Raw genomic sequence first — 25,307 nt, 5'->3', positions numbered from 1 at the left:
CGATGAGCTACACCAACGAAGAATTCATCGAGGTCCGCTCGATCAGCGACGATCACCAGACGATCCATGCCAAGGCCACCGTGCCCAAGGACACGCTGCTCGGCTTCTTCGACGGCAAGGCGATGCTGATCGACCTCGACAAGCAGAGCGAGCTTGACGACTACTGGTGGCGGCAATCCGTCCATCTGAAGCTGATCGGCCGCAAGCTGCTCTGCCTGCTGCCGATGGAAGAGCCGGCCGGCATCGATTTCCTCAACCATTCCTGCCACCCGAACACGCGGGTGGAGGAGCAGCTCTATGTCTTCGCCGATCGCGAGATCGCGGAGGGCGAGGAACTGACCGCCGACTACCGGACCTTCGATCTGGTGCCGCAGGGCATCAAATGCTGGTGCCCAGAGCCCAACTGCGAGATCTGATGCCTGTTTCCGAACCGAAACCGTCCGCCGCGCGAAGCCGCACCTGGCGCGTGGCCGGTGTACTGCTGCTGATCGGCATCGAAGCGCTGCTGTTCGGCTATTCCTATCCGTTCTTCTCGCTGGCGCTGGAAAAGAAGGGCATCGCGACCTGGCTGATCGGCCTCAACGCCTCGATCGCCGGCGCCGGCATCCTGATCTTTGGCCCGTTCGTGCCCTGGCTGATCGACCGCATGGGCCTGCGCCTGCTGGTCGCCGCCCAGTTCGCGCTGTCGCTGGCTTCGTTCGCGGCCATCTTCGCCTTCGACAATATCGCCGTCTGGTTCGTGGCGCGCTTCGTCATGGGCACCTGCTTCGCAGCACTGTGGACGACGACTGAAATCTGGCTAAACGGCGTCGTCGACGACAAGAACCGCGGCCGGATCGTCGGCGCCTCGGGCACGCTCTACGCCGCCTGCCAATTCATGGGCCCCCTCCTTCTCTCCGGAACAGGTTCGACCGGCAGCCTGCCGCTTGTCGTCGCCATGGTGCCGCTCGCCATCGGCGTCGCGGTGGCGCTGTCGATCCGCTCCGCCGTCGGCGAAGTCGACGACGAGGAAGAGAGCGGCGACGTCCATACGCTGCGCATGTCGCTGACGCTTGCGGGAAGCCTGATCGCGGCGGCATTCCTGACCGGCATCGGCGAGACGGCGATGCAGAGCTTGCTGCCGCTTTACGGCCTCGCGCATGGCCTCAACGATTCCGGCGCCTCGCGACTGGTCGCCGTGTTCAGCCTCGGCGAAGCCGTTCTGATCGTGGCTCTGGGCTGGTTTGCCGATAGGCATGGCAGGCGGTTGACCCTGATCGGTTGCGCCGGCATCGCCGTCGTCAGCACGCTCGCCTTCCCCTTTGTCATGGACAAGGCGTTCTTGCTCGAACCGGTTGTCTTCATCGCCGGCGGCACCGTCTCGGGACTCTACACGCTCGGCATCGTGCTGATCGGCCAGGATTTTCGCGGCCAGCGCCTCGCGGTCGTCTCGACCGGCTTCGCCATGGCCTATTCGGCCGGCTCCGTGATCGGCTCGACGCCGATCGGCTTCCTGATGGACCTGTTTGGCGCGGAAGCGCTGCCAATCACCGTCGCGGCCGGATTCATGGCGCTACTGATCTTCCTGCTCCGGCCCGGCCAGAAGAAAGCGGCGGAAGTTTCGCTGGAGTGAGGGCCGGTTCCGTTGTGTGAAGCGCTATGCAACGGCCCCTGGCATATCCTGGGATAGCAGGTCCGCTCACGACCCCATGGCGGTCGTTCCACGACCTGCTGTCGCACCCCGGAAGCTGTCCTTCAGAAGCTAAACGATCTCCGGCCAGTGTCGGGCCGCATGCGCACCGTCCGCATCTTGGATGGGTCAACCGGACCCAGCATAAAGCCAAGGCCATTGAGCACAGGCTTGTCGCCGTAACCTGCTTAGCGACCGGTCACAGTCTTCATCCGCCTTAGAATCTTGCCCTTCAGGTCGGCGAGCCCTTCGCCGTTGTTCAGGTAGGGAATATGCCTGATGTGCTGAAGGTCGAAGGGGATATCGTCCTTACTTTGCGTGATCAGGATGACTTCGCGGCCCAGCGTGTGCGCGATTCCGGCCTCGTAGAAGATATTGGGATTGCGGCTGGTGCAGTCGACGACAACGATGCGCGCGAAGTCAATTAGCTGAACGATATCTTGAATGATTGCGTGATGTTCCCATACGTTGTCAGCGCGATGGCAGGTCATTCCAATCTGCGCAGCCGCGGCCTCGATTGCCGCATAGACGCCGTTGAACGCGGGGGCGAACGGCATCATTGCAGACACCAGATTCGGATCGACGATCTCGCGCTCCTCGAGCTTGAAGACCTCCGGACGCTAACGGACTGGCAACCGCATGATGTGAAAAGGACCTGGTAGAGATCCACTTCCTTGACTGCCCAGTGGTTGCGGGAGAATTCCCAATCAGCGGTCATGTCAAAATGCCGACGGTGTTCATAGATGAAGTCGTTGCGAAGTACCGGAACCTCCCTGTCGATCTGGTATTCGATCGCGACTTCCTTGCCGCTGATGCGGTGCCTAGTGACGCGCCCTACGTGCGCGACTTCATCCATGATGCCTTCATCCATGAACAGGCAGGGGTGCTGGAAGAGCCAGTCGAAATTTGGCTTACCCTCTGTCGTGAAGTAGGCGGCGAGGTGCTTTTCCGTATACTCGAACATACGTTCGAGTGGCATTTCAGCCTTGTTGATATTCCAGTCGGCCGACCGCATAAGCAAGTTAAACATGAGATTCCTCCCGCCCGTGCGGCTCTAATGGAAGTCAAAGCACGGCGCGACGTCAAACATGTGGGTGGATGATGGACAGGTTACTCTGGAGCGAGAAATACCCTGAAGACAGCTATCCCGCATTCCCTTGCCCGAAATGCAGTAATGGGCTCCTCAGGAGGGTCAAGAACAGGACCGTCACGATTTGGGAGGCAAGTGAGGAACCCTTAGTCGCCAGCGGCAAATTCACCAGCTTTTTCACCTGCTCTTTCGGGCTCTGCAAAACCATCGCCGTAATGTCGGGCAGGGCGAGTTCCGGGCCATATTATTATCCGGACCAGGAAGGCGAAGAGCAGATGGGCGAAGAGACCCACTTCTACCCGCTGTCGATGATGCCCGGCCCGCGCGTGATAGCCATTCATCAAAAGACACCTAGAGCGGTCAAGGAGCAGATTGAAAGGGCCTTCAACCTCCTCTGGACCGACGCAGGCTCCTGCATCAACAAGCTGCGAATATCGGTCGAGGAAATTGTCACTCACGCTGGCATCGCCCGGGAAACACCTCAAGGCAAGTTTGTCCCATTGCACAACCGACTGGTAGAATGGGAAAAGCGAGGCTTCGGTCACCACGATACGATGCTTGCGCTAAAGGATATTGGCAACGACGGAAGCCATAAATTGGGACTGACGCTGGTGGACTGCATCGACGCCTTCGACATCCTCGAAACAGCACTGGAAGACGTCTACGGCGGCCGGAGGGCGCGTCAGGACGCCATCAAGGCGAAGTTTACCAAGCCGCGAAGAGGATCGACGCAGCCTGACTGAAGGTGCGTCGCTTCGGGCGCATCGTCTCGTTGCTGTCATCGCCATCCATCATCTAGTAGCCACGGCACGCCGTCGACATCTAAGATCATTGCGGTGACCTACCTGACCAAGACCGTCGCAATGTCCGCCTCCAGCTGCATTCGTGGCTGGACTTAACGTCTGAAATGAGGGCGCAGAGTTGTAGCTCGTAGTGGCTGACCGTACGTCCGCGTGCTTGCTCTGCCCACCCACAAGCGGCCGTTCCCCTTCCCACCCCATATCAGACAGTCGCCATGCCGGGCGCTGCGTCCCCGAACGTCCACCAGATACGATGAAATACCCTAGTGGAGCCGAACGACGCGTGTGAGCAGCGTTTCGGTGATGGTGGCAAACCGGCCGGGATCGCCAAAAGCCCGCGCCGAAACCATCGCCCCGTAGATGGCCGACAGGAAAGCGTCCGCTTCCTGCTCGGGATTGCCGTCAAGGCGCACGCTCCCTTGACGCACCCCTAAGGCGAGGATGCGGGCAAGCCAATCCGTCAGGTCGCGGAAATGCGCCCGCACCGAGGCGACAAGATCATCCGGCAGGCTCGGAAGCTCGGCGGCGAGCATTGCTGCCACGCAGAACGGCGCGGAGTCGTCCGCGATGCACCGTTCCCAATAGGTCGCATAGGCGCGCAGCTGCGCCACCGCGTCGGGCTCCACGTCCGCAAGTTGCTCGATATGCGCGAGGATAATGGCGCGCGACTGCTCGACGACGGCGATCGCCAGATCGCTCTTGGCAGCGAAATGGTGGTGAATGCTCGGCTTCCGTATGCCGACCGCGTCGGCGATGTCGGCATAGCTGAACCCGTTATATCCGCGCCTCATGATGAGGTTGCGCGCCTCATGGATGATCTGGTCAGCCGTCGATTGCGTCATTTTCCCTACCTTCTAATCGGAAGATAGCCACTTGCCATCGGCTTCGCAATCGGCATAAGCTCACCTACCAACTAGAAGGTAGATTGAAAGCTAAAATGGTTTCACAAGGTATCGAGCATCCGTTCCCTCACCCCGTCGCGCAGCCAGGCTCGGCCAAATTGCGGAATTATTATTTCGCTCGCGCAGCGTTCTCAGCGGCTTGGGTCGCGGCGGCCTTCTCGGTCGGAGCGACCGAGCCGCTCGCCGCCGCTGCCCTTCTTGTCGTCTATCCCGCTTGGGACGCCGCGGCGAACTGGTTCGACGCTGCCAATAATGGCGGACTGGCGAAGAACCGAACCCAAGCCCTCAACCTGGTAGTGAGCGCCGCAACCACCGCCGGCGTGGCGGCATCGCTTGGCAGCATGAACGCCGTTCTCGGCGTGTTCGGCGCCTGGGCGATCTTCTCCGGCCTCCTCCAACTCGCCACGGGAGTACGCCGCTGGAAATCCTACGGCGCGCAGTGGGCGATGATTCTGAGCGGCGCGCAGTCGTCCCTGGCGGGCGGCTTCTTCATCAAGCAGTCGTTGGGAACCGCTGTGCCAAGCATCCTCGATATCGCGCCCTATGCCGCGTTCGGTGCCTTCTACTTCCTCGTTTCGGCTGTCCTGCTCACGCTTCGCCGCAACAAGTCGGCCCCGGCCTGACCACGCCAGGAGGAGATCCATCTGCTTGAAACGCGAGCGCCGTCCTTCACCTCTCCCTGAGGAAGAGGTGAAAAGCGCGACGCAACAGAAAAAGGCCGCCGCGATTGCTCGCGGCGGCCTTTTCGATCGTTGGACAAGCGGGACGTCGGCATGACGTCCCTGCCGGATCAGATCGTCATCTGCGTGCCGATCTCGACGACGCGGCCGGTCGGAATATGGAAATACTCCGTCGCGTCGCTGGCATTGATCGCCAGCTTGATGAACAGCTTGTCCTGGATGCGCGCGAACAGATGGCGGCTTGCCGGCTTGATCGAACGGCGCGATAGGAAGAACGACGTCGACATGATGTCGTATTTCCAGCCCTGCTTGCGGCAAAGGCTGAGCGCCTTCGGCACGTTCGGCGTCTCCATGTAGCCGAAGCTCATGAACACCCGCGTGAAGCTGTCGTTGATTTCCTCGACCCGCACGCGGTCGGCATCGTCGATACGCGGCGTATTGCTGGTAACCACCGTCAGCAGCACGTTCCTCTGATGTAGCACACGGTAGTGCTTCAGGCTGTGCAGCAGCGAGGACGGCGCAGTCTCGGGATCGCTGGTCAGGAACACCGCGGTGCCCGGAACCCGGACCACGCTGCTCTTTTCAAGGTTCTTGACCAGATCGTTCAACGGCACGTCGCCGCGACGGCTCTTGTCGAACAGGATCTTGGTGCCGCGCACCCAGGTGCGCATGATGAACATGATCATGAAGGCGAAGGCCAGCGGCAGCCAGCCACCCTCGGTGACCTTGATCAGATTGGCACCGAAGAAGACCAGATCGATGATCAGGAACGGCGCCATCACCAGCGCCGCCACCCACATAGGCCAGCGCCAGAAGCGCCAGATGACGATGAAGGCGAGGCAGGCGGTGATGACCATTTCGGCCGTGACCGAGATGCCATAGGCGGTCGCAAGCTTGCTGGACGAGCCGAACGTGATCACCAGGATCAACACGGCCACCATCAGCAGCGTGTTGACCTGCGGCATGTAGATCTGGCCGACATGCGTTTCGGACGTATGCTCGATTTCCATCCGCGGCAGCAGCTTCAGCTGGATCGCCTGGCGGGTCATCGAGAAAGCGCCGGTGATGACGGCCTGCGAGGCGATGACGGTCGCCATCGTCGCCAGCAGCACGACCGGCAACAACGCCCACTCGGGAAACAGCAGGTAGAACGGATTGCTGACGGCGGCCGGATTGGCGAGGACGAGCGCGCCCTGGCCGAGATAGTTGGCGGCCAGCGCCGGGAAGACGAAGGCGAGCCAGGCGGCCTGGATCGGCTTGCGGCCGAAATGGCCGAGATCGGCATAGAGCGCCTCGGCGCCGGTCACCGACAGGAAGGCCGCGCCGATGACGAAGAGGCTGGTATGGCCATGCGTCGTGACATAGCGGACGGCGTGATAGGGGTTCAGCGCGGCGAAAATGCCGGGATCATCAGCGATATGCAGGAAGCCACCGATCGTCATCACGATGAACCATACCGCCGTGATCGGGCCGAACCAGCTGGCGACCTTGGCCGTGCCGTAGCGCTGCACCATGAACAGGGCGGTGATGATGGCGATGGTAATCGGAATGACGTAGCCATCGAAGGCCGGCGTCACCAGCGTCAGGCCCTCCACGGCGGAGAGCACCGAAATCGCCGGCGTGATGACCGCATCGCCATAAAACAGCGCGGCGCCGGCCACGCCGAGCACGAAGACGATGGGCGCGGATTTGCCCATGGTGCGGGAGGCGAGCGCCATCAACGACAGCGTGCCGCCCTCGCCGTTATTGTCGGCGCGCAGCAAAATGACGACATATTTGAGCGTGACGATGATCGTCAGCGTCCAGATGATCAGCGAAATCACGCTGATGACATCTTCGCGGATCAGTTCGCCATGAGCACGGCTGGCGGCATGGAGGGCTTCCCGCAGCGCATAGATGACGCTGGTGCCGATATCGCCATAGACGACTCCGACGGAGCCGAGCGCCAAAGTGAAAAAGCCAGTATGGGCGACAGGTGTGCCGCCGACATTGTTGTCGTCGGAGACAGCCCCGGCCGGTGCATCATTCACCAGAGCCGGAGACGGGGTCCCGGTGTTGGACCCCTGCGCATTCAGAGCCATGAACTGGTCATCTCATTCACCGCACCTACCGGCGGCCGCGCGTGCTTATAGCAGATGGCGTGCGGCGCACAACGCACCGCACAATGTTCCTATGGCGCCGGCGCCTCCCGCGGCTTCGGTGCAGGAGCCTTGGGCTTGGAGTTCCGGCTTTGGGCCGGCGCGGGTGCAACGGCCGGCGCAGCCATTGGTTGCGCAAAACAACTGATCGATCCGATCTGGTTCGCCCCGTACTGAACATAGGGCGAATTCGGCGTCTGCGAATGCTCGGCCGAGATCGGCATGTAAATATAGCAGATCGAGCCATCGACCGGATCGCGCCAGCGCTGGATCACCGTGTCCATCAGCGGGCCTCGATAAAAGGCCTCAAGCTTCATGAGCGGCAGGCCGTCCCAGCGCGGTGTCTGCGCCGGCTGCTGGACGGGTGGCTGCTGGGCCTGCTGCGCGGCGGCAGTCCCGGCCGACAGCAGCAAGGCCAGCAAGCCGAGCCATGCGCGGCCAGGCCGGTTACAGATTCTCATTCCCGTTCATTCCTTGAAGACGGATCGCCAACCTTGAAGACGGATCGCCAAGACGGATCGCGACGACGGATCGCCATGTGGCTCCGCCCTGACGGCGCCAGGGGGCTCCAACGTCTCATGGAAACGCCGCCCCCTGACTTGTTAACGGATCGGAACTTTCAAACACGTTTCCTTCGAACGCGACCTAGAACTCGAAGGCCACGCCGACCCGGGCAACATGGGCATCGCCGCCGCCATTGCTGTAGCCGGCATGAAGCATGACCGGCGTCGAAAAATCGAGGCGATGAGCCAGGCTCACGCCAAAGCCGACCTCGCTCTTGAACATGCCGACACTACCATTCACCGTCGTCTTGCCCGGTGCCGAAGGCATCAGCGGACTGCTGAGCGCGACGGCGGCGGCAATACCGCGCCGGGCCTCGTTCTGGACCGAGCCGATCTGGTTCGACAGATCGCCATAGGCCTGGTTCAACTGGTTCACATTGACCGCGTCGGTCGGTGCGACGCCGGCCGCGACATTGGTGATGCGGCGCTCGCTGCCGACATCGCCCACCGAAACGGTGTTGTTCTGGCTGGCGACAGAGCCCTGACCGATGGCCACCGAATTCTGGCCCGTCACCGTGGCGCCGGCGCCAACCGCGACGGAACCGGCGGTCGCAACGTTGGACCCATAGCCCATCGCTACCGCGCCGCTGGCGCCATCGCCAACGGTCGCACCGGAGCCATAAGCCACGGCATTGGTCGCGCCGACGCCGACCGTTGCCTGATAACCGAAGGCGTTGGAATAGCTGGCGCCCGTTGCGACGCTCGCTTCGAAGCCAAAGGCGTTCGAATATTGCGCGCCGCTGGCGACGCTTGCCGAGGCGCCAAACGCGCTCGAATAGGACGAGTTGTCGCCGACCGAGGCCGAGGATCCGACAGCCGAGGCATCGTTCGAACCCTCGCCGACCGAGGCATCGTATCCGGAAGCCAGCGCACGTTCCGATCCGTCGCCGACGCTCGCCAGCGTGCCGATCGCGGTGGAATCGCCGGCATCGTCGCCAACGCTGGCGCTGCGGCCGATGGCGTTGGCGCTCTCGGACCGATCGCCAACGGAGGCGCCGACGCCGACAGCGCTCGACGCACTGGAATCATCGCCAACAGTCGCGGCGGCACCGATGGCCTGGGCCGAACCGGAACCATCTCCGACCGATGCGCTTGCGCCGACAGCAGAGGCATCACTTGAACCTTCGCCGACCGAGGCGTTGTGGCCGGAAGCCAGTGCGCGCACCGATCCATCGCCAACACTGGCGAGTGTGCCGATTGCGGTCGAATCCGTCGCGTTGTCACCAACACTGGCGCTACGGCCAATCGCATTGGCGGATTGCGAGCCATCGCCAACCGTGGCGCCCACGCCGATGGCGCTCGCCGCGCCGGAACCATCGCCAACAGTCGCGCCGGCACCCACAGCCTGGGCCAAGCCGGAATTGTCTCCGACCGATGCGCTGGCTCCGACGGCCGAGGCATCGCTAGAGCCCTCTCCGACCGAGGCGTTGTGGCCGGATGCCAGGGCGCGCACCGATCCATCGCCAACACTGGCGAGTGTGCCGATCGCGGTCGAATCCGTCGCGTTGTCACCGACACTGGCGCTGCGGCCAATCGCATTGGCGGATTGCGAGCCGTCGCCAACCGTGGCGCCCACGCCGATGGCGCTCGAGGCCGACGAACCGTCGCCTACCGTGGCCCCAGCGCCAATCGCGGAGGCACTGTTGGAGAGATCGCCGACCGTCGCGCCATTACCCACGGCCGTCGCGGCCGTGGAGTTGTCGCCGACAGCCGCATTGCGTCCCGACGCCAGCGCACCGACCGAGCTGTCGCCGATGCTGGATCCGGTGCCGACGACCGTCGAGTCGTTGGAGTCGTTACCGATCGTGGACGAACGACCGAAGACATTCGCGCTATTCGAGTTCGTCCCGATCGACGACTGGATGCCGACGACCGTAGACGCCGAAGAGTCAGCTCCGATCGTGTTGCCGAATCCGATGGCATTCGAGTAGTTCGCACCGGGGGCTATCGTGGCGCCGCCGCCTATGGCGATCGAATAATTCGTGTTGTTGGTGACCGCAGCGTCGCCGGCCCCGGAAATGGCGATGCTGCTCGAGTTGCCCGAAGCGCCGTCATTACCCGTCCCACCCTGAAAGGCCTGGGCCGCGGCGAACGGAAACGAACAGCCAAGCAAAAGCAGTGTCGTCGACAACAGGCGAGCCCGAACGGCGGCCCTCTTCTCCATTCTCATCATGATGCTCCTCCCAAAGCGCGCAGACAAAAAATGTCACTCGCGTCAGGATTGCAACCATGCCCCTTGATGACAAGGGTTGATATTCAGAATTCCGTATTAATCTCGCGGCTAGGCGTTCAGTTCCTACAGGAAATGCGAATTGTCGCGGCCTAGCCGTCGCCCATAGCCATCAGGGATGCATTGCCACCCGCTGCGGCTGTATTGACCGAAAGCACCTGTTCCTCGGCGAAGCGGAGCAGGTGGTTCGGACCTCCGGCCTTCGGGCCGGTGCCGGAAAGGCCGGAGCCGCCGAAGGGCTGCGTCCCGACGACAGCGCCGATGACGTTGCGGTTCACATAGACATTGCCGACAGCGAGCTTGGCCACCACGGCGTCGACCGTGTCGTCGATGCGGCTATGGATGCCGAGCGTCAGCCCGTAGCCGGTCGAGGCAATCTGCTCGATCACCTTGTCCAGATCCCTAGCCTTCCAGCGCACGACATGCAGGATCGGCCCGAACACCTCGCGGTCGAGCGTTCTCGCCTCCTTGAGTTCGACGATGGTCGGACCGACATAGGTCCCGGCCTTCGGCACCCTGCCCTCGAAACGCACCGTCTCGCCTTTGCGCATCAGCGCGATATGGCGATCGAGATTGTCCTTCGCCTCGGCGTCGATCACCGGGCCGAGGTCGGTGGAGGCCTTGCGTGGATCGCCGAGGGTGAGTTCGGCGGCAGCGCCCTCGATCATCTCCAGCATCCGGTCTGCGACATCCTCCTGCAGATAGAGAATGCGCAGCGCCGAGCAGCGCTGACCAGCCGAGCGGAAGGCCGAGGCGATGACATCGTCCGTCACCTGTTCCGGCAGCGCCGTCGCATCGACGATCATGGCATTCAGACCACCCGTCTCGGCGATCAGCGGGACAATCGGTCCCTTCTTCGCGGCAAGCGCGCGGTTGATCGACCAGGCCGTCTCCGTCGAACCGGTGAAGGCGACGCCCAGGGTTAACGGATGGTTTACAAGCTGAGCACCGACGCGGCCGTCGCCGGTCGCCAATTGGCAGGCCCCGACCGGCACGCCGGCCTCATGCAGCAGCCGGATCGCTTCGAAGGCGATGATCGGCGTTTGCTCGGCCGGCTTGGCGACGACCGCGTTGCCGGCAGCGAGCGCCGCCGTCACCTGGCCAAGGAAGATGGCGAGCGGAAAATTCCACGGCGAAATGGCGACGAAGACACCCCGACCGCGATAGGTGAGTTCGTTGCGCTCGCCGGTTGGGCCGGGCATCCGGATCGGGTCGGCGAAGTGGCGGCGCGCCTCGGCAGCGTAGTAACGGCAGAAATCCACCGCTTCGCGCACTTCGGAAAGGCCGTCCGGCATCGTCTTACCGGCTTCGCGAGCCAGCAGGCTCATCAGCCGATCGCGGTTTTCCTCCAGCAAATCCGCCATTTTCTCCAGGATGACGGCGCGATCCTCAGCGGGTTTGGCAGACCAGTCCCGAAATGCCGCTTGCCCCGCGCGCATGACGGCATCGACCGCCTCGACAGGCAAATTGGCGACCGAACCGACAACCGTCCGGCCATCGATCGGGCTCAAGACGGGTGTCGGCTTGATGTCTTCGATTGAAATCGCAACGATCGGCTTGGCAACCAAGGCCGTGCCGTCATGCGCCTTCATGCCATCGACCAGCGCGTCCAGCACCGTCTCGGAACCAAATTCGAGGCCGGCCGAATTCTTGCGCGAGGCGCCATAGAGATCAGCGGGCAGCGGCAGATGCTGGTGGCGAGCCCGGGCACCACCTTCGAGCGTCGTATCAGGCCGGACCAGCAGGCTGGCGATCGGCACCGAACGGTCGCCGACTACGGCGACAAACGAAGAGTTTGCGCCATTTTCGAGCAGCCGGCGGACCAGATAGGCGAGCAAATCGCGATGGCCGCCGACCGGCGCATAGATGCGGGTCGAGACGGTCGGCACGCTTTCATGCACCGCCTTGTGCAGCGCCTCGCCCATGCCGTGCAGCCGCTGCAACTCGAAGCCCGTCGCCTCGCCTGCCATTTCGAGGATGGTGGCAACCGTCAGTGCGTTATGGGTGGCGAATTGCGGGAAGATGCGGGGGCGTAGGTCGAGCAGCTTCCGTGCGCAAAAGAGATAGTTCTGGTCGGTCGCGGCCTTGCGGGTGAAGACCGGATAGTCGTCGAGCCCGCGCTCCTGCGCCCGCTTCACCTCGGTGTCCCAATAGGCGCCCTTGACCAGGCGGACCATCATCTTGCGGTCGAGCCTCGAGGCCAGCTCGCCGATCCAGTCGATCACCGCGCCTGCCCGCTTCTGATACGACTGGATGGCGAGGCCAAAGCCGTCCCAGCCGGCGAGCGAGGGATCGGCAAACGCCGCCGCGATCACGTCGAGCGACAGTTCCAGCCGATCGGCCTCTTCCGCATCGACGGTGAAGTTGAGGTCGTAGCTCTTGGCCTGCGCCGCCAGCTTCACCAGCTGCGGCACCAGCTCCGCCATGACGCGGGCATGGTTGACCGCCTCGTAGCGTGGATGCAGCGCCGAAAGCTTGACCGAGATGCCCGGACGATCGGGCAACGCCTTCTTGCCGGCGGCCTTGCCGATGGCGTCGATCGCCATGGCGTAGCTGTCGAAATAGCGCTGCGCATCCTCGGCCGTGCGGGCGCCCTCGCCCAGCATGTCGTAGGAATAGCGAAAACCCTGCTTTTCCAGCGCCTTGGCGCGCTTCAGACCATCCTGGATGGTCTGGCCGAGGACGAAGTGATAGCCGAGGAATCGCATCGCCTGGCGCGTCGCGGTGCGCACGGTCGGCGTGCCGACGCGCTTGACGAGGCCGGCGATGATGCCGTCGGCGCTGTCGGTCGGCGTCACGATGCGAGCGGAGAGGCCAAGCGCCCAGGTCGAAGCCGAAACGAACCAGCCCTCGGCCTTGCCGCTATGCTCGCTCCAATCGGCGCCGCCGAGCTTGTCCTCGATCAGCCGGTCCTGGGTAGCGGCATCCGGCACGCGCAGCAGCGCCTCGGCCAACACCATCAGCGCCAGCCCCTCGCGGGTCGAAAGCCCAAACTCGCGCAAGAAATCCTCGATGCCGCCGACCGCGCCGGACTGGCCGCGGATCGCCTCGATGAAAGCTGTCGCGCGCCGATCGGTGCGCGCCTCGGCGGTGGCGTCGAGCATCGAGCCCCGGATTGCCTGGCGCATCAGCGCGGCGTCGTCGCCGGCATAAGGAGCACGAAAGGGTTCAAGGGCGGCGGGGAGCGGCATCGAGGAAACTCCGGGTTGCGATGTTCGCAGTCTAGCGTCGATGGATCCGTTGTTTTGGGGTTTGACGATAGCCCAATCCGGGACTATCGCGGCCTATTGGCAATTACCCGCGAATATCTCTACCGTGCTTGATGGGGGCGTCATGGCGCACAGCAGGCGGTTCTCGGAATGGACATCAGCGACGACGATCTCAGCCTGTTCGATGCACAGGGCGCCTTGCCCCTGCCCCCGGCCGGAGAGACCTTTGTGGTCGAAAACAGCGGCGCGCGGATCTGGGGCGCGAGCTACGGCGCCGGACCGGCGGTGATCCTGCTGCATGGCGGGCTCGGCAATAGCGGCAATTGGGGCTATCAGGTTCCGGCGCTGCTGGAAGCCGGCTATCGTCCCATCCTCATCGACAGCCGCGGGCATGGACGCAGCACGCGTGACAAGCAGCCCTATTCCTACGAGCTGATGGCCGCCGATGTCCTCGCGGTGATGAACCACCTGCATCTGGCCAAGCCAGCCATCGTCGGCTGGAGCGACGGCGCCTGCACCGGCCTCGTTCTGGCTCGCCGGCGTCCCGAGCGTGTCGCGGGTGTCTTCTTCTTTGCCTGCAACATGGATCCGAGCGGAGCAAAGCCCTTCCAGGCGAGCCCGGTCATCGACCACTGCTTCGCGCGGCATGTGAAGGACTACGCGGCATTGTCGCCAACACCCGACGATTTCGGCGCCTTTTCCGACGCGGTTTCCCAGATGCAGCGGACCCAGCCGGATTACTCCGCCGACGATCTTAGCGACATCCCGGTCCCGGTGGCCATCGTCCAGAGCGAGATGGACGAGTTCATCCGTGCCGACCATGCCCGCTATCTTGCCCAGAGCATTCCCGGCGCGACGCTGACCTGGCTCGACGGCGTCAGCCATTTCGCGCCACTACAGAGGCCGCGTCTGTTCAACGAAACACTGATCCGCTTCCTGGCCGGGCTCGACCTGCGCTGAGCCGGCCATTCTCCTGCATACGAAGAAAGACCGATCCGACATGGACCGCACCGACCGCGCCATCCTGAAGGCCCTGCAGGCCGATGGCCGCATCACCACGCTGGAACTGGCGGCCAAGGTGAACCTGTCACCGACCGCGACCGCCGACCGGGTCAAGCGGCTGACGCGCGAGGGCTATATCGAGGGCTATCACGCCCGGCTTTCGGCGGAAAAGCTGGATCTTGGCCTGCTGGTTTTCGTCGAGGTCAAGCTCGACCGGACGACGCCCAACGTGTTCGAGCATTTCGCCATCGCCGTGCGCCGCGCATCCGAGGTGATGGAGTGCCACATGGTGGCCGGCGGCTTCGACTACCTGATCAAGGCCCGCGTCAGCGACATGAACGCCTATCGCGCCTTCCTCTCCGACAGCCTGCTGTCGCTGCCCGGCGTGCGTGAGACCCACACCTATGCGGTGATGGAAGAGGTCAAGAACACGGATCTGCTGCCGCTTTAGGCCGCGGGCCTTTCAGCCCCGTTTTTCCCACGCGCCTCCACTCCGCTCATCCCGGGCGAAGACCCGGGATCCATTCAACAGAAATATCGGGAGATAGGCGCGGCAACGACCCCGGCTGCATGGATCCCTGCTTTCGCAGGGATGACGGCGAGGTTGGGAATTCGGGCGGGGTCCAACGGGCGAGGCCCAGGCGAACGGAGTGATACCGGCGAAGGTGGTAATTCGGGCAGGGTGCAAACCGGTGGGCTTGGAACGGATGGCAGAGACGCTCAACAACCTCGGTCGTCATCCCTGCGAAAGCAGGGATCCATCCATCCGCGCCGCGTTGCTAGCCGAATGAGGTCCTAACCGCCGCTGATCCGGCTTCGCAGATACGACGGCGAGGTTGGGGCGGGCAATGCGGGCGACCCGCCGGATTCCCAACAAAAAAACCCTCCCCCGCATGGCGGGAGAGGGTCAGGACGTTCAGGTAGACCAGCCGATTAGAACGGCGAGTCGGGGAAGTAGAAGTCCTTGGCGTTGTCCTTGGTGATCAGCGTGGCGTCGAGGATGTAGGTGCCACGGACCGGGACCTGGTCATAGAAATTGGCGGCGGTGAGCGCCATCGCCGTGCCGATCATCGCCGGCGGATAGAGAACGTCGACCGGGATCATCTTGTCGCCGTCCATGACCTTCTTGACCATGTCCTTCGAGCCGGCGCCGGCGATGACATACTGGATGTCGGTACGCTTGGCCTGGTCGATGGCTTCGAGCACGCCGACGGCCATGTCGTCATCCTGAGCCCAGACGACATCGATCTTCGGGTGCTTGGTCAGGAAGTCCTGCATGACCTTGAAGGCGTCGTCGCGGTTCCAGTTGCCGAACTGGCGATCGAGAACCTTGACGTTCGAACCTTCAATGCCCTTGTCGAAGCCGTCCTGGCGCTGCTGGTCGATCGGTATCGGCAAGCCACGGATGACCACGACCTGTGCGTCGGGGGTCTGCGCCTTGATGTATTCGCCCGCCGTCTGGCCGAGCGCCGGGTTGTTGCCGGCGACATAGAGATCGCGGATCGAGTTGTCGTTGTTGCTCGGGGCGCGGTCGACGATGGTGACGAACTTGCCCGCGTCCTTCACTTCCTTGATCGCGTTGACCAGCGGATCGGGATCGGACGGCAGGATGACGAGCGCATCAAGACCCTGCGTTGCGAGATCCTGCACCGCATTGGCCTGGCTGGCCGCATCGGGCGAGGTCTTGACGATGACGTTGAGGCCCGGATGCTCGGCCATCAGCAGCTTGGCGACGCGCTCTGCATGGAACACGACACCCGCGGTCCAGCCGTGGTCGGCGGCCGGGATCGACACACCGATCGTGACCTTCTTGTCCTCGGCCTGGGCGGCGCCCATCAGCGCCACCATGGCGACGGCGGTGAGCCCGATTATCGATTTGCGCATTGGTTCTCCTCCCTGTTTTCCCGGATCGGCATCAGAGTGCCGGGCGACCCGAAAACCCGGCCTTTCTTCACGACCGCCGAACCAGCGAGCGCTGGACCAGCATCGCAATGATGATGATGGCACCCTGGATGGCGCCAAGCAGATATTCGCTGACGAAGTTCGACAGCAGCATGATGTTGCCGACGATCTCCAGAATGAAGGCGCCGCAGATCGTGCCCCAGATCCGGCCGACGCCGCCGCGCAGCGCCGTGCCGCCGACCACGACCGCCGTGATCGCCTGCAATTCCCACATCAGGCCGGTCGTGGCCGATGTCGAGCCAAGGCGCGGGATGTAGAGCAGGCAGGCCACGGCGACGCAGAGGCCCTGGATGACGTAGGTGACGTTGCGGACGCGATTGACCGGAATGCCCGAATAGCGCGCGACATCCTCGTTGGAACCGACAGCCACGACGTGACGACCGAAGGCCGTGCGGTAGAGCACGAAGGCGCCGACGATCGCGCTGAGCCCCACGGCTACCAGCGGAAACGGCACGCCGAAGATCTTGCCGAAGTATACCGGCCGATAGAGCTGCTGCAACTCTGAATTGCGCATGGTGATGGCGCCGCCCTGCGACAGCCAGGTCGTCAGGCCGCGATAGATGCCCATCGTGCCGAGCGTCGCGATGAAGGGCTCGATGCGGCCGACCGTGGTGATCAAGCCGTTGGCAAGCCCGCAGAGCGCGCCGATGCCCATCGCCAGCAACATGGCGGCGACCAGCATCAGAAATGGATTGGCGATCATGCCGCTGTTCAGGAACATGATCGTCAGGCTGGCGACGAAGGCGACCATCGAGCCGACGGAAAGATCGAGCCCGCCGGCCGATATGACGAAGGTGGCGCCGACCGCGATGATCGCGATGAAGGCGCTGCGCGTCAGCACGTTGGAGAGGTTGTCGAAGCCGAGGAAGTTCGGATTGACGAAGCTCCCGAGCACCAGCAGCAGCGCCAGCGCAACGAAGGGCGCAACGGCCCGAAGGTCGATATCGCGCCAGGATCGGCGCGGCGGGGCAGAACTTGTCGTATCGGTCATGCCTGTTCCGCCATCGAGGCGGCCTCCCTCGATGTAACGCCAGTCGCCAGAACGACGATCTCGTCTTCGGTCATGTGATTGCCGCTCACCTCGCCGACGATGCGCCCGTTGCGCATCACCAGGATGCGGTCGCAGATGCCGATCACCTCCTGCATCTCCGACGAGATGACGATGACCGATTTTCCACTTTCCGCCAGTTCGGCGATGAACTTGTAGATTTGTTCCTTGGTGCCGATGTCGATACCGCGGGTCGGCTCGTCGATGATGACGATCTGAGGGTTCAGCAGCATCATCTTCGCGAGCAGGAGCTTCTGCTGGTTGCCGCCCGAAAGCTGGCCGGCGAGCAATTCCTTGTTGCGGGTGCGGATGTCGAACTCGGCGATCGCGCCGTCGAGCGCCTTGGCTTCCTTGCGGCGGTCGATAAGCAGCCCGCGCACGAACTGGCTGAGGCCCGCGAGCGTCAGGTTGATACCAAGATTTTGCCCCAGCAGCAGGCCTTTGCCCTTCCGGTCCTCGCTCAGATAGACAATGCCGGCGCGCAGGCTATCGCGAACGGTGACGAAGTGCACCGGCTTGCCGTTCAGCCTGACCTTGCCATGCGAGGTGCGAAGTCCGACCACACCCTCCAGCAATTCCGTGCGACCGGCGCCGACCAGCCCGGCAAAGCCGAGGATCTCGCCCTGGCGCAGCTTGAAGGAAGCATCATGCGCATAGCCGGGTACGTTCATACCGTCGACCTCAAGCGCATAGTCGACGGCCGTGGTGGCGACCCGGTCGGGATAGAGCTTGGCGACGTCGCGGCCGACCATCAGCCGCGCCATGTCGACAGCCTCCAGCCCTTCGGCCGGGCGTGTGGTGATCAGCCTGCCGTCGCGCAAGACCGTCACGCGGTCGGCGATCTCCTTCACCTCCGGCAGACGATGCGAGATGTAGAGGACGGCGGCGCCCTTCTTCTTGATGTCGAGGATGACGCGCAGCAGCGCATCGGTCTCGGTCAGGGTCAGCGAGGCGGTCGGCTCGTCGAAAATGACGACGCGGTGCGGCACCAGCAGCGCGCGGGCGATCTGCACCAGCTGGCGCTGGGCGATCGACAGGCGGCCGACGGCGATGGTCGGATCGATGTCGATGCCGAGCGCGCGAACCGCTTCGGCCGCGCCCTTGTTCATCGTCTTGTCGTCGAGCGTCAGGCCCTTCCGGACTTCGCGGCCGAGATAGATGTTCTGCGCGACAGTCAGATCCGGCGCGAGCAGGATTTCCTGGTGCACCAGCACGATGCCGCGCGCTTCCGCATCGACGGGGCCGGCCAGGACGACCGGTTTCCCGTCGAGCTTCAGTTCGCCCCTCGTCGACGGCAAATGGCCGGCGAGGATCTTCATCAGCGTGGATTTTCCGGCACCGTTCTCGCCAATGATGGCGTGGACCTCGCCGGGCATGAGAGACAGATTGATGTCTCCCAGCACCTCGACGGGGCCGAACGATTTGGAAATCCCGACCGCTTCCAGGAGGGGCGGCTTCCCAGTTGTCACCGTCTCACTCCCTTCAGCGGTTGCCATCAGCCGACCTTGGTCCAGACGTTGCCGGCCTTGGACGATGCCACGGCGGCTTCGATGAACTGCATGCCGACCAAGCCGTCCTGGACCGTCGGATAGGTCACGGCCGGATCGACCGCGCTACCGTCGCGGGCGGCATGGATGGCGCGGGCTGCCTCGGTGTAGATGTTGGCGAAGCCTTCCAGATAGCCTTCCGGATGGCCGCCCGGCACGCGGCTGACGCGGGCCGCCTCAGGCCAGGCGCCGGCGCCGGCGCGGGTCAGCAGCTGCTTCGGGTCGCCGAACTTGGTGAACCAGAGATAGTTCGGGTCCGCCTGCGTCCACTCGATGCCGCCCTTGGTGCCGTAAACGCGCAGCTTCAGGCCGTTCTCGTGGCCGACGGCCACCTGGCTGGCCCAGAGCATGCCCTTGGCGCCGCCCTTCCACTTCAGCAGGATCTGCACGTCGTCATCGACGAGGCGACCGTCGACGAAGGTAGAGAGCTGCGCCAGCAGCTGGTCGATCTCGAGGCCGGTGACGAAGCAGGCCAGATTGTAGGCATGCGTGCCGATGTCGCCGATGCAGCCGCCGGCACCGGTACGGGCCGGATCGGTGCGCCATTCGGCCTGCTTGTTGGTGCCGGAGGCTTCCGCCCGCTCGGTCAGCCAATCCTGCGGATACTCGGCCTGCACGAGACGGATCTCGCCGAGATCGCCATTGGCGATCATGGCGCGGGCCTGCCGGACCATCGGATAGCCGGTGTAGTTGTGCGTCAGCATGAAGATCTTGCCGGACGACTTCACCAGTTCGACGAGTTCCTTGGATTCGTCGACGGTCAGCGTCATCGGCTTGTCGCAGATGACGTGGATGCCGGCGTTCAGGAACGCCTTGGCGGCCGGGGCGTGGACGTGGTTCGGCGTGACGATCGACACCGCCTCGATGCCGTCCGGACGGGCGGCTTCGGCCTTGGCCATCTCCTCGAACGAGGTATAGGCGCGGTCCTCGGCAATGCCGAGATCCTGGGCCGACGCCTTGGCGCGGGCCGGATCCGACGACAGCGCGCCGGCGACCAGCTCATACTGGTCGTCCATGCGGGCCGCGATCCGGTGGACGGCGCCGATGAAGGCGCCCTGCCCGCCGCCAACCATGCCGAGGCGGATGCGACGGCCGGCGGTTTCTTCCTTACTGGCTCCGATTGCCATTGTTTTCTCCAATCCTGGATGCGTTGCCGGGGCTTAAGCGATGCCGAGAATGCGGCGGTTGGCCGCTTCGTCGGTGCCGGAGCCGGCAAAATCGTCAAAGGCGTGCTCGGTGACGCGGATGATGTGCGCCTTGATGAACTCGGCGCCTTCGCGCGCGCCGTCCTCGGGATGCTTCAGCGCGCATTCCCATTCAAGCACGGCCCAGCTGTCGAAGTCATAGGCGGTGAGCTTCGAGAAGATGGCGCCGAAGTCGACCTGGCCGTCGCCGAGCGAACGGAAGCGGCCGGCGCGGTTGACCCAGCTCTGATAGCCCGAATAGACGCCCTGGCGGCCAGTCGGGTTGAACTCGGCGTCCTTGACGTGAAACGCCTTGATGCGCTCGTGATAGATGTCGATGTAGTCGAGATAATCGAGCTGCTGCAGCACGAAGTGCGAGGGATCGTAGAGCAGGTTCGCGCGCGGATGGTTCTTCACCTCTTCGAGGAACATCTCGTAGGTGATGCCATCATGCAGGTCTTCGCCGGGATGGATCTCATAGGCGACGTCGACGCCGTTCTCATCGAACACGTCGAGGATCGGGGTCCAACGCTTGCCGAGCTCGGCGAAGGCTTCCTCGACCAGGCCGGCGGGACGCTGCGGGAACGGGTAGAGAAACGGCCAGGCGAGCGCGCCCGAGAAGGTCGGATGCGCCTTGAGGCCGAGATTCTTCGAAGCCTTCGCGCAACGCTTCAGGTGATCGACGGCCCATTCCTGGCGCGCCTTCGGATTTCCGCGAACGGCGGGAATGGCAAAACCATCCATCAGTTCGTCATAGACGGGGTGCACGGCGACCAGCTGGCCGATGATGTGCGAGGCCAACTCGGTGATTTCGAGGCCATGCTTGGCGGCGGTGCCGGCCAGCTCGTCGCAATAGTCCTTCGATTCGGAAGCCTTGTTCAGATCGATCAGACGGCTATCCCAGGTCGGGATCTGCACGCCCTTGTATCCGAGGGAAGACGCCCAGCCGCAGATCGCGTCGAACGAATTGAACGGGGCCGCATCGCCCGCGAACTGGGCCAGGAAAATGGCCGGCCCCTTGATCGTCTTCATCGAAAACCTCCTTCGGATATTGCATTTCGGACTTGCGTCCGTCGTCGGTTGAACACTGGAGCAATCGCCCGCTACGGCACATTGTCCCGGATGAAAATGTCGATCTTGATACGCTCCTGACCGGGAACGATCTCCATGCCCTCGCGCATCGCCAGCAGGATGCGCGCGGCGCTGCGGGCCATGTGGCCCGGATCCTGGTTGATGACGGCGTCGATGGAGCCACGGATCAGATGGCGACGATTGGCGGCAGTCAACTCATGCGCAACAAAGATGAGATCGCGGCTGCGACCGATCTTCTCGAGCGCGGCGACAACGCCCGTCGTTCCGGCGCCGACATTGTAGATGCCGACGAGATCATCATGCTCGGCCAGTAATGCCTCGGCGACGCGCTGGACGCGGTCATCCTCGTCGCGCCCTTCGCGTACCGGCAGCACTTCGAGATCGGGATATTCGCGCGCCACGACCTGCTCGAAGCCATACTGGCGCTCGATATGATCGCGCAGCGCCAGCGAACCGGCGATCAGCCCGACCTTGCCCTTGCGGCTGCCCAGGAAGCGGCCGAGCAGGCTGGCGGCGGTGCGGCCGGCGGCGGAATTGTCGATGCCGACGAAATGCGCGCGACGCGTCCCCGGCAGGTCGGAGACCAGCGTCACGACGGCGATGCCCTGATCGGCGATGGTGTTGATGGCTTCGGCGACGGCCGGATGATCGAGCGCCACGACCGCGACGCCGTCGATGTCGGAAGGCAGCCGCTCCAAGGCGACGGCCAGCGCCTCACCATCGAAGACATCGACCAGCGTGATGTTGAGCAGCACGCGCTCCTGGACGAAACGCTCGGCGGTGGCGCGGAACTCGGCCTCCAGCACGCGCATGAAGTCGTTGGCGCCGATCGGAAGGATGACCTCGAAACGGTAGTCACGACCGCGTGCGAGGCGCGACGCCATCCGATCCGGCTGATAGTTCAGCCGATCGACAGCAGTCTGCACCTTCTCCACCGTTCGCGCGTGGACGCCGGCCCTCCCATTCAGCACGCGATCGACCGTCGCGAGACTGACGCCAGCCTCCCGGGCGACGTCTTGCAGCGTCGTCTTGCCCACGAGGTATTCCTCCCTGGTGATGAAATATCATCAGAAATTGAGGTAGGCAACTCAGAGTTGGGACGGCGCGTCGCCCATGGGCCGAAAGTTCAGGGCAGTGCGGACAAATCGCGCTGAATGCAAAGCGTTCGGGATTGAAGAACACCTGCGCGTGGATCCGTAGTTTCGGGGGAATTCGGCCTTTGCCATAGCGACGCTCCGTTGAAGCCCCTATCTTGGAGATCGAACAAGTTGGCCGTGGCAAAGCCGGTCGCTGACGGGAGTATCACCATGAAAACCGAAGCCGCCCCCTTCCGGCTCGAGGACTATCGCGCTCCCGCTTTCACCATTGATACGGTCGCCCTGGATTTCCAGCTCGACCCGCCGGCAACCCGCGTCACGGCAACCCTCTCCATCCGCGCTAACACCGAAGAGGCCCGAAAGGGCCGGCTCGAACTCATCGGCGACGAGATTGTGCTGAAAGGCTTGAAGCTGGATGGCGTCGCCGTTCCGGCCAGCCACTACATCGCGACGCCGAGCCTGCTGACGCTGACCGACGTGCCGAAGGGACCGTTCACGCTCGAGATCGAGACGATCGTCGATCCCGCCGCCAACACCAAGCTGATGGGTCTCTACCGCACCAGCGGCACCTATTGCACGCAGTGCGAAGCCGAGGGCTTCCGCCGCATCACCTATTTCCTCGACCGACCCGACGTGCTGGCAGTCTATACGACGCGGCTGGAGGCAGAAAAGTCCGACGCACCGATCCTGCTCGCCAACGGCAATCCGGTCGAGAGCGGCGACATTCCCGGCACCGATCGCCACTTCGCGATCTGGCACGACCCCTTCCCCAAGCCGTCCTACCTGTTCGCCATGGTCGCCGGCGATCTCGGTGTCATCACCGATCGCTTCACCACGATGTCGGGCCGGGATGTCGAGCTGCGCATCTATTGCGAGCATGGCAAGGAAGCGCGTTGCACCTACGCCATGGACGCGCTGAAGCGCTCGATGAAGTGGGACGAGGACGTGTTCGGCCTTGAATACGATCTCGATATCTTCGTCATCGTCGCCGTGTCCGATTTCAACATGGGCGCGATGGAGAACAAGGGCCTCAACGTCTTCAACGACAAATACGTTCTGGCCGACCCCGATGCCGCGACCGACGCCGACTATGCCAATGTCGAGGGCGTCATCGCGCATGAGTATTTCCACAACTGGACCGGTAACCGCATCACCTGCCGCGACTGGTTCCAGCTCTGCCTGAAGGAAGGCCTGACGGTCTTCCGCGACCAGGAATTTTCGTCCGACATGCGCTCGCGCGCGGTCAAACGGATCGCCGATGTGCGCACGCTGCAGGCGCGCCAGTTCCCCGAGGATGGCGGCCCGCTCGCCCACCCGGTGCGGCCCGAAATCTACCATGAAATCAGCAACTTCTACACGCCGACCGTGTATGAGAAGGGCGCCGAGGTCGTGCGCATGCTGAAGAGCATCCTTGGCCCCGACGACTTCCGGAAGGGCATGGATCTCTATGTGAAGCGGCATGACGGCGACGCCGCGACGATCGAGGATTTCCTTGCAAGCTTCGCTGATGCCACCGGCGTCGACCTGAGCCAGTTCAAGCTCTGGTATTCACAGGCAGGCACGCCGCAGATCGTGGCGCGAGGCGCCTACGACGAAGCGGCCAAGTCCTACAAGCTGACGCTGACCCAAAGCCTTGCTGCGACGCCCGGCCAAAGCCAGAAGCGCCCGATGCACATGCCGATCCGCTTTGGGCTGATCGGACCGAATGGCGACGACATGGACTATGCCTCGGTCAGCGGCGGTCGGGTCGATCGCGACATCATCCACCTGACGGAAGCCAGCCAGACGCTGGTTTTCGAAGGTGTCGGCGGACGACCGGTCCCGTCGCTGCTGCGCGGCTTCTCGGCGCCCGTGCGCCTCGCCATCGACATTTCCGCATCCGATCTGCTGTTCCAGGCCCGCACCGATACGGATCCGTTCAATCGCTGGCAGGCGGTGCAAACCCTGGCGATGCGCAATCTGGTGGCCGGCACGGCAGAACAGATCGCCGGCCGCGCGCCCAAGGTCGAGCCGGCGCTGATCGACGCGCTCGGCGGCGTCCTTGACAACGATACGCTGGAGCCGGCGTTTCGCGCGCAGGTGCTGCAGCTTCCCAGCGAGGCCGACATTGCGAGGGAACTGGGCCAGGACGTCGACCCGGAGGCTATCGCCGCAGCGAGGACTGCGTTGCGCCTGGCGATCTCCACCGGTCTCGGCGACCGACTGGAACGGCACTATGCCCGGCTCTCTGGCGAGACTGACTTCCATCCGGACGCGACCAGCGCCGGCCGTCGCGCGCTGCGCAACACGCTGCTCGACCTGCGCCTCGCCCGTCGCTCTCCGGACGCGATCGCCGCGGCACTGACCCATTTCGAGGCCGCCACCAACATGACGGATCGCCTTGCGGCGCTCGCCACCATCACGCAGGCGGCCCTGCCCGAGCGGCGCGCCGTGCTCGACGCCTTCCACGACCGCTATGCAAACGACGCGCTCGTGCTCGACAAGTGGCTGACGCTGGAGGCGACGGTTCCCGCACCCGATACGCTCGACCGCGTGAAGGCACTGCTGAAGCATCCCTCCTATTCGCCGAACAATCCGAACCGCGTCCGCGCTCTCGTCGGCAGTTTCGCGGGCGCCAACCAGACGCAGTTCAACCGCGCGGACGGTGCTGGCTACGACTTCCTCGCCGATTTCGCGCTCGACCTCGACAAGCGCAATCCGCAGACGACGGCGCGGCTGCTGGTCAGTTTCCGATCCTGGCGGGCTCTGGAACCCGTTCGCAGGGCCCGCGCCGAGGCGGCGCTGCGCCGGATCGCCGCGGCGAAGGACCTTTCCCCCGACACGCTCGACATCGTTACGCGGACGCTTGCCTAAGCGTTCGGCAGGCGAAAATCGGCCTTTTAAGTCAAAGTGAATCCGGGTGCCGCGGCGCCTGGATTCCCCGCCGCCACGCTCTCGAAATTATGCTTAACGAAACCCTAACGCGCCTCTGGACAATGCGATTCGCGTCGATTCAAATGGGGGTGATTCGGGGCAAGGGACTGGCCCGATGATAGCTGATATCAGGGGGCTTCTATGGCGCGGGCAGAGACAGCCAGTGCGTCTGCGAGCGAGC

20 protein-coding genes are annotated in these 25,307 nt (G+C 63.6%); 8 read left to right on the top strand and 12 right to left on the bottom strand.

The features are described from left to right. Positions 1 to 2 precede the first annotated feature (2 nt). Positions 3 to 416: an SET domain-containing protein gene (locus OSH12_RS01400; RefSeq protein ID WP_266341712.1), complete on the top strand. Its 414-nt coding sequence runs from the start codon at positions 3 to 5 to the stop codon at positions 414 to 416. Continuing rightward, positions 416 to 1,612 (top strand): MFS transporter, encoded by a 1,197-nt coding sequence (locus OSH12_RS01395; RefSeq protein WP_266341711.1) that lies wholly within the window; start codon positions 416 to 418, stop codon positions 1,610 to 1,612. Before OSH12_RS01400 ends, OSH12_RS01395 begins: the two co-directional genes overlap by 1 nt. Positions 1,613 to 1,857: 245 nt before the next feature. On the opposite strand, the gene OSH12_RS01390 is transcribed toward OSH12_RS01395, so the two are convergent. Beyond that, entirely contained in the window at positions 1,858 to 2,229 is a 372-nt protein-coding gene (locus OSH12_RS01390; RefSeq protein WP_266341710.1) for a hypothetical protein, read from the bottom strand. Between the two features lie 164 nt (positions 2,230 to 2,393). Between OSH12_RS01390 and OSH12_RS01385 the strand changes: the two genes are divergently transcribed. After that, positions 2,394 to 2,771 carry a hypothetical protein gene (locus OSH12_RS01385; protein WP_266341709.1) on the top strand — a complete coding sequence of 126 codons (378 nt, stop codon included), beginning with the start codon at positions 2,394 to 2,396 and terminating at the stop codon, positions 2,769 to 2,771. After that, positions 2,768 to 3,502: a DUF4145 domain-containing protein gene (locus OSH12_RS01380; RefSeq protein WP_266341708.1), complete on the top strand. Its 735-nt coding sequence runs from the start codon at positions 2,768 to 2,770 to the stop codon at positions 3,500 to 3,502. Before OSH12_RS01385 ends, OSH12_RS01380 begins: the two co-directional genes overlap by 4 nt. Before the next feature lie 320 nt (positions 3,503 to 3,822). On the opposite strand, the gene OSH12_RS01375 is transcribed toward OSH12_RS01380, so the two are convergent. After that, a complete protein-coding gene (locus OSH12_RS01375) occupies positions 3,823 to 4,401 on the bottom strand; it encodes a TetR/AcrR family transcriptional regulator (RefSeq protein WP_266341707.1) in 579 nt (192 codons plus the stop codon). Positions 4,402 to 4,496: 95 nt separating this feature from the next. On the opposite strand from OSH12_RS01375, the gene OSH12_RS01370 reads away from it, so the two are divergent. Beyond that, positions 4,497 to 5,084, top strand: coding sequence for a DUF308 domain-containing protein (locus tag OSH12_RS01370; RefSeq protein ID WP_266341706.1), 588 nt, complete (start codon positions 4,497 to 4,499; stop codon positions 5,082 to 5,084). Between the two features lie 167 nt (positions 5,085 to 5,251). Here the strand turns inward: OSH12_RS01370 and OSH12_RS01365 are convergent, their stop codons facing one another. From OSH12_RS01365 to putA, 4 genes are all read right to left on the bottom strand, one after another. After that, entirely contained in the window at positions 5,252 to 7,222 is a 1,971-nt protein-coding gene (locus OSH12_RS01365; protein WP_266341705.1) for a potassium transporter Kup, read from the bottom strand. An 89-nt stretch (positions 7,223 to 7,311) separates the two neighbouring features. After that, positions 7,312 to 7,701: a hypothetical protein gene (locus OSH12_RS01360; protein ID WP_266341704.1), complete on the bottom strand. Its 390-nt coding sequence runs from the start codon at positions 7,699 to 7,701 to the stop codon at positions 7,312 to 7,314. 223 nt (positions 7,702 to 7,924) lie between these two features. Further along, positions 7,925 to 10,015, bottom strand: a complete 2,091-nt coding sequence (locus OSH12_RS01355) for a YadA family autotransporter adhesin (protein ID WP_266341703.1) — start codon at positions 10,013 to 10,015, stop codon at positions 7,925 to 7,927. Between the two features lie 149 nt (positions 10,016 to 10,164). Beyond that, positions 10,165 to 13,263, bottom strand: a complete 3,099-nt coding sequence (gene putA / locus OSH12_RS01350; protein ID WP_266341702.1) for a bifunctional proline dehydrogenase/L-glutamate gamma-semialdehyde dehydrogenase PutA — start codon at positions 13,261 to 13,263, stop codon at positions 10,165 to 10,167. Positions 13,264 to 13,431: 168 nt separating this feature from the next. Here putA and OSH12_RS01345 point away from each other — a divergent pair, with 168 nt between their 5' ends. Together OSH12_RS01345 and OSH12_RS01340 are read left to right on the top strand one after the other, a co-directional pair. Further along, positions 13,432 to 14,241: an alpha/beta fold hydrolase gene (locus tag OSH12_RS01345; protein ID WP_266341701.1), complete on the top strand. Its 810-nt coding sequence runs from the start codon at positions 13,432 to 13,434 to the stop codon at positions 14,239 to 14,241. Positions 14,242 to 14,281: 40 nt separating this feature from the next. Further along, positions 14,282 to 14,734: an Lrp/AsnC ligand binding domain-containing protein gene (locus tag OSH12_RS01340; RefSeq protein ID WP_323180577.1), complete on the top strand. Its 453-nt coding sequence runs from the start codon at positions 14,282 to 14,284 to the stop codon at positions 14,732 to 14,734. A gap of 482 nt (positions 14,735 to 15,216) precedes the next feature. Here the strand turns inward: OSH12_RS01340 and OSH12_RS01335 are convergent, their stop codons facing one another. From OSH12_RS01335 to OSH12_RS01310, 6 genes are all read right to left on the bottom strand, one after another. Next, positions 15,217 to 16,167: a substrate-binding domain-containing protein gene (locus OSH12_RS01335; RefSeq protein WP_266341700.1), complete on the bottom strand. Its 951-nt coding sequence runs from the start codon at positions 16,165 to 16,167 to the stop codon at positions 15,217 to 15,219. A gap of 67 nt (positions 16,168 to 16,234) precedes the next feature. Beyond that, the gene (locus OSH12_RS01330) at positions 16,235 to 17,236 is read right to left on the bottom strand and encodes an ABC transporter permease (RefSeq protein ID WP_266341699.1); all 1,002 of its coding nucleotides are present in this window, start codon (positions 17,234 to 17,236) and stop codon (positions 16,235 to 16,237) included. Continuing rightward, a complete protein-coding gene (locus OSH12_RS01325) occupies positions 17,233 to 18,789 on the bottom strand; it encodes a sugar ABC transporter ATP-binding protein (protein WP_266341698.1) in 1,557 nt (518 codons plus the stop codon). The genes OSH12_RS01330 and OSH12_RS01325 overlap by 4 nt, the downstream gene beginning before the upstream one ends. Beyond that, on the bottom strand, positions 18,789 to 19,967 hold the full coding sequence (locus OSH12_RS01320) for a Gfo/Idh/MocA family protein (protein ID WP_266341697.1): 1,179 nt from the start codon (positions 19,965 to 19,967) through the stop codon (positions 18,789 to 18,791). Before OSH12_RS01320 ends, OSH12_RS01325 begins: the two co-directional genes overlap by 1 nt. A 33-nt stretch (positions 19,968 to 20,000) precedes the next feature. Beyond that, a complete protein-coding gene (locus tag OSH12_RS01315) occupies positions 20,001 to 21,056 on the bottom strand; it encodes a sugar phosphate isomerase/epimerase family protein (RefSeq protein ID WP_266341696.1) in 1,056 nt (351 codons plus the stop codon). A 71-nt stretch (positions 21,057 to 21,127) separates the two neighbouring features. Continuing rightward, positions 21,128 to 22,153, bottom strand: coding sequence for a LacI family DNA-binding transcriptional regulator (locus OSH12_RS01310; protein ID WP_266341695.1), 1,026 nt, complete (start codon positions 22,151 to 22,153; stop codon positions 21,128 to 21,130). 270 nt (positions 22,154 to 22,423) lie between these two features. On the opposite strand from OSH12_RS01310, the gene pepN reads away from it, so the two are divergent. After that, positions 22,424 to 25,066, top strand: coding sequence for an aminopeptidase N (gene pepN / locus OSH12_RS01305; RefSeq protein ID WP_266341694.1), 2,643 nt, complete (start codon positions 22,424 to 22,426; stop codon positions 25,064 to 25,066). Positions 25,067 to 25,307 lie beyond the last annotated feature (241 nt).

Source organism: Kaistia terrae (genome assembly GCF_026344005.1).
Taxonomy (GTDB): domain Bacteria; phylum Pseudomonadota; class Alphaproteobacteria; order Rhizobiales; family Kaistiaceae; genus Kaistia; species Kaistia terrae.
Note: the sequence above shows the minus strand (reverse complement) of the source record. Positions and strands in the feature narration are given on the sequence as shown.